Below are 4266 nucleotides of genomic sequence, written 5' to 3' on the forward strand. Positions count from 1 at the left end.
CGAAGCTGCCCTCGTCCAATGGAGCCTCGCCGTACATCACTGCGCCGGTGACCACGAAGAACTCGATATCGGAGTCGTCAGGGACGTCGGGCGTGTAGGTCGCACCGGCGGCAAGCCTTACCACCCAACTCCCGACTCCGCTGTCGGTGTCGACGCTCAAGCGAACCACCTGTGTCCCCTCGGCATCCTCGTTCCCGGTCCCGAGGGGACTGGATGCGTAGACGAGAGGCCGCGTCGCCGGAGACTTGCCGACCGAATACGCTTCCTTGGCGAAAGGCTCGTCGATGTAGTTGAAGTCGAGAGTGCCGCCCACCCGCGACAGAAACCACGCCTCGTGCTTCAACGCACTCATGAAACCGTGAACCGTGCGCGGGGGGTGGTAGAGGTAGTCGACCGGCCCGAGCCACATCACCGAGTCGAAGCTCATGACCCCTTTCACACACATGATTTCCTCGTAGACGTTGTGGAAATGCGCCCGCGTCGGCGGCGTGTAGCCCTCACTCGCATCGATTCGTTGAAGGGCGGTTCGTCCGCCTCCCGATCGCTGCCGTAGAAGTTTGGTGAAAAGGCCCGGAGCACCGGTCACCGGTGTCCACGGCATGTCTGCGGTCCGCAGTATGACGGTTCGATCAGTCACAGTCGATCCTCTTTCATCGCGCTCGTTGCGGCCTGCGCCGATCAGCAGGGAGACAGTCGGTAGGCGAGAGCCGCGAGGTAGGGATACGTAGCCAGGCCACAGGTGCTGTCGGCTGCCACGTACGCGATGCCGGTGTCGACCAGCGGGATCGACCCCATGCTTTCGTTCCATGCCTTGACCGCTTCGACACCCAGCCGAGTGCGCTCATCACCGAGCGGTTGGGCGACTGCGCGCGTCACCAGATCGCTGACGACGGCATCGTCGTCGAATCCGTAGTTGAAGGGGCCGCCCTTGGCGTGGAGCAGACTCATTGCGTAGGGGATGTCCGCGGCTGCCGGCGCTTCGCTGGTCAACAGCGCCTCGAACGACGAGGTGGTCTGAACCTCCGAGAAACGTGAAGCGCTGCCGATGTTCTCGATCTGCACGCGCACCCCCAGTTCCTTCCATGCGGACTGCAGGGCGATCGCCACGCTGTTCGCATCGACACCCGGTGCGGAACCGGCGCTGACGGTGAGTGTCAGATCGAATCCCTCAGCGAACGGCGTCGTCGCCATCAGGCGCTTCGCGGCGTCGAGGTCGTGCGCATAGTAGGTCCCGGAAGCCTCATCGATACCCGGAACGCTCGCCGACAGTACGGACCCGGCCGGCTTGGCGGTGCCGCTGTAGATCGTGTCGGCGAGCAGCTGACGATCGACTGCCATGGAGAGTGCACGCCGCACGTCGGGATTCCCGAGCGCGGGTGTCGCATTCTTGTTCAGCACGACAACCTGCTGGCTCAGAGAAGGCGAGACGTAGGTGTCGAAACCGTCCGCGTCCTTCATCTCCGCGTAGACACCGCCCGGCACTCGCGCGGCGAAGTCGGCGGACCCGGACTTGAGCAACTGGACCGGCGACTGCGCTCCCGCGCCCAACACCACTACGCGGTCATAGGGCGGTTCGCCTTCCCAGTAGTTCGGGTTGGCGGTGTAGACGATCCGCTCTCCCGGCTCGAACGACTCCACCGTGTACGGACCGAAGTTGGCGCTGTTCGTCCGCAACCACTCCGTCGCCCACGGGTCTTCCTCCGAGGCATGCTGTTTCACGACGGTGCTATCGAGGATGCCCGGATAGTAGTAGGTGATCGCGAAGAGGACCAGGGGCGTCACCGCACCGTTCAACCGCACGGTGTCGTCGTCGATCACGGTAACCGGGTTGGCAGGGTCGATACCACCGGTCGTCATCAGGAACTTGCCGATCGAGTCCTCGACGGCCACCGCCCGTTCGAACGTGTAGGCAACATCGGCAGCTGTCAGGGGATTCCCGGCAGCCGACTTCGCATCCCGAAGTTCCAGAAGCAATCCGTCCGGCGCCAGTTCGTACGACTCCGCCAATCCCGGAACCACTTGGTCCACACCTGCGAGCACCGACTCGTCGCGATCTTGGGGCTCGTATTGGAGGAGGCTGCTGAGCATCGGAAGGTGGGCGAACTGGGCGGCCACAGGTTCCATCAGCGGATACAGCGTATTGGGTACCGCCGGCACCGACATGGTGAGCTGGCTACCACCGGCGGAGGCCGTGCCCCCACTCGCAGCACATCCGGTCGCAGTGAAGGCGACAGCCGCTGCCGCGGCGGTCCAGCGAAGTGCGCGACGCACCTTCGATGCCCTAGGCGTTGTAACGATCACGTTGATTCTCCGAATCGATCTGGTCCGAATTGATCCCGAAGCATCCACCGGAGCGATGGATGCCACCCGGTACGGACATTGGCCCTTCGACAGTGACGTAGTTGAAATCGATTGGCCCACTTGTCCAAGTGAGCGCGAAACACCCGGTTTCGCTGCGCTCGCGAGCGCCGTGTACCACACGAGGAGGACGGAAGAGATAGCTACCGGCGGTATATACCGGCTCCTCTTCCAGCGCGACATCGCCACTGACGATGAAGGCTTCCTCCGATACCGAATGAAAGTGCTGGCCGGCGCGGCCGACCCATCCTGCAGGAAGTTTGAGTGCGTAGGTCTGGCCTCCCGTGACCGGATCCTCGCGCAACACGGCCATCTCGGACCTGTTCCTGCCTTCGCCGTGTGCACGCCAAGGGAAGTCGCTCGGGTTCAGGTGATGGACCGCGGGCCCTCGGTCCCTCCGAGTTGCAGTCGCTACCGCATCTTGAACCAGCAGTATTGCACGTCCGTCGGCCCGAACGACCGTGCCGGGCATGGAACCGGACGACCAACGGTGGTATGTCCCTGCGGATCCCGGTGCTCCGTCAGCGAAGACGAGAGATCCCTCCAGGACGAAGACTTCGATATCTCCTTGGCCCAAGCCGATCTCGTCTTCCGACCATCCGGGAGGAACCTCGAACAGCGAGATGGCTGCATCTCCGTTCTCGTCACGATTGAGATCGCGGCGGCGAACGCCACCTTCCAGATCCAGCCAGGTCAGTTCACTTTCGTGCCGGTACTGGACGTGCGGCTTCATCGGGCCGGGAGGATAGAGGGGTGGACAACAGCCTTCAGCAAAGGAAATCGCATACCGATGATTCTGCACCCCAGTATTCGAGAATCGATTTCCTCAGGGTTAAGAACCGAGGACGTTCGTGAATCGCAGAGTGATAACGTCCCTCAGCATGCGAGTACCGAATTCCACCCGTTGAGAACGCATTCGACGCATGGGCGCGTACGTGGTTCGATGGTCGAGAACTCAAAGTTGTTCTCGAAGAGAGGAATACGATAGTGCAGGTTAGTGGACGCGTAGCTTTCGTCACCGCCGCCGGCGGATACACCGGATCGGTTGTCGCGCGCTTGTTCGCGGAGGGTGGAGCAGCAGTCGCACTCCAGGTCCGACGCACGAATCCTTTTGTGGCACAGCTCGTGGACCAGTTGCGTGAACTGACCGACGTCTGCTTGATCGAGGGCACGATCGACCGGCAGGACAGCGCTCGGGACGCTGTCGAAGCAGCCGTGGAAGAGCTCGGCCCGGTGGAGATTCTGGTGAACAACGCCGGCGGAATGCGGACCGGATCGTTCGATTCACTCCTGCCCGAGGACCTGGAACACACACTCGACGCCAACCTCCGGACCGCGTGGTGGTGTGCACAGGCCGTGATTCCCTCGATGGTGGAACGCGGTTTCGGACGTATCGTCAATGTGACTTCCATTGGGGCCAGCGGTAGTTCGCGCAATGCCAACTATGCCGTGTCGAAAGCCGCCGTCGACGGTCTGACCCGAACTCTGGCATTGGAATACGGCCGCCACGGCATTACCGTGAACTCGGTGGTTCCGGGCCTCATTGCAAACGAGAAGCTGAGCGCTCTCGAACCGACGACACTCACACGGCTGGTAAGTCCCTCTCCCATGGGAATTGCCGTCGAGTCCATCGATGTCGCAAACGCTGTGCGCTTCCTCGCCTCGGAGGAGGCCCGCTACATCACCGGTCAGTTGCTCCACGTTTCTGCCGGCCTCTACCAGACCGTTGCAGGGATGAACACTTCCGGCGCTTGAGCGACGATCGAACGGGGCCACACGGCTTCGAGCCCCGCACTCTCCACTGCGAGAGTGCGGGGCCGAAACTCCCTACGATACTTACGCCGCTTCCGCGGTAATTGTGTTGCGGCTCTTCATGAGCGGCTGGATACGGGTACCGAAGTTCTCGAT

At 62.3% G+C, this 4266-nt stretch carries 4 protein-coding genes; 1 reads left to right on the forward strand and 3 read right to left on the reverse strand.

The features are described 5' to 3' along the window. The 3 genes from I0Q12_RS25475 to I0Q12_RS33930 all read right to left on the reverse strand — a co-directional run. A partial coding sequence (locus I0Q12_RS25475; RefSeq protein ID WP_197255918.1) for a hypothetical protein occupies nt 1–586 on the reverse strand: 586 nt, incomplete at its 3' end. A 92-nt stretch (nt 587–678) separates the two neighbouring features. Continuing rightward, nucleotides 679–2124, reverse strand: coding sequence for an ABC transporter substrate-binding protein (locus I0Q12_RS25480; RefSeq protein ID WP_231611432.1), 1446 nt, complete (start codon nt 2122–2124; stop codon nt 679–681). Nucleotides 2125–2281: 157 nt separating this feature from the next. Then, nucleotides 2282–3091 carry a cupin domain-containing protein gene (locus tag I0Q12_RS33930; RefSeq protein WP_231611433.1) on the reverse strand — a complete coding sequence of 270 codons (810 nt, stop codon included), beginning with the start codon at nt 3089–3091 and terminating at the stop codon, nt 2282–2284. Nucleotides 3092–3345: 254 nt separating this feature from the next. On the opposite strand from I0Q12_RS33930, the gene I0Q12_RS25485 reads away from it, so the two are divergent. Further along, on the forward strand, nt 3346–4113 hold the full coding sequence (locus I0Q12_RS25485; protein ID WP_197255922.1) for an SDR family NAD(P)-dependent oxidoreductase: 768 nt from the start codon (nt 3346–3348) through the stop codon (nt 4111–4113). The last annotated feature ends 153 nt before the right edge of the window (nt 4114–4266 follow it).

Source organism: Rhodococcus sp. CX (genome assembly GCF_015865005.1).
GTDB lineage: Bacteria > Actinomycetota > Actinomycetes > Mycobacteriales > Mycobacteriaceae > Rhodococcus.

Bases quoted from the DNA above. Each gene is read 5' to 3' on its own strand.
- I0Q12_RS25480 (WP_231611432.1), bottom strand. From the start codon at position 2,124: ATGGAACCTGTGGCCGCCCAGTTCGCCCACCTTCCGATGCTCAGCAGC.
- I0Q12_RS33930 (WP_231611433.1), bottom strand. From the start codon at position 3,091: ATGAAGCCGCACGTCCAGTACCGGCACGAAAGTGAACTGACCTGGCTG.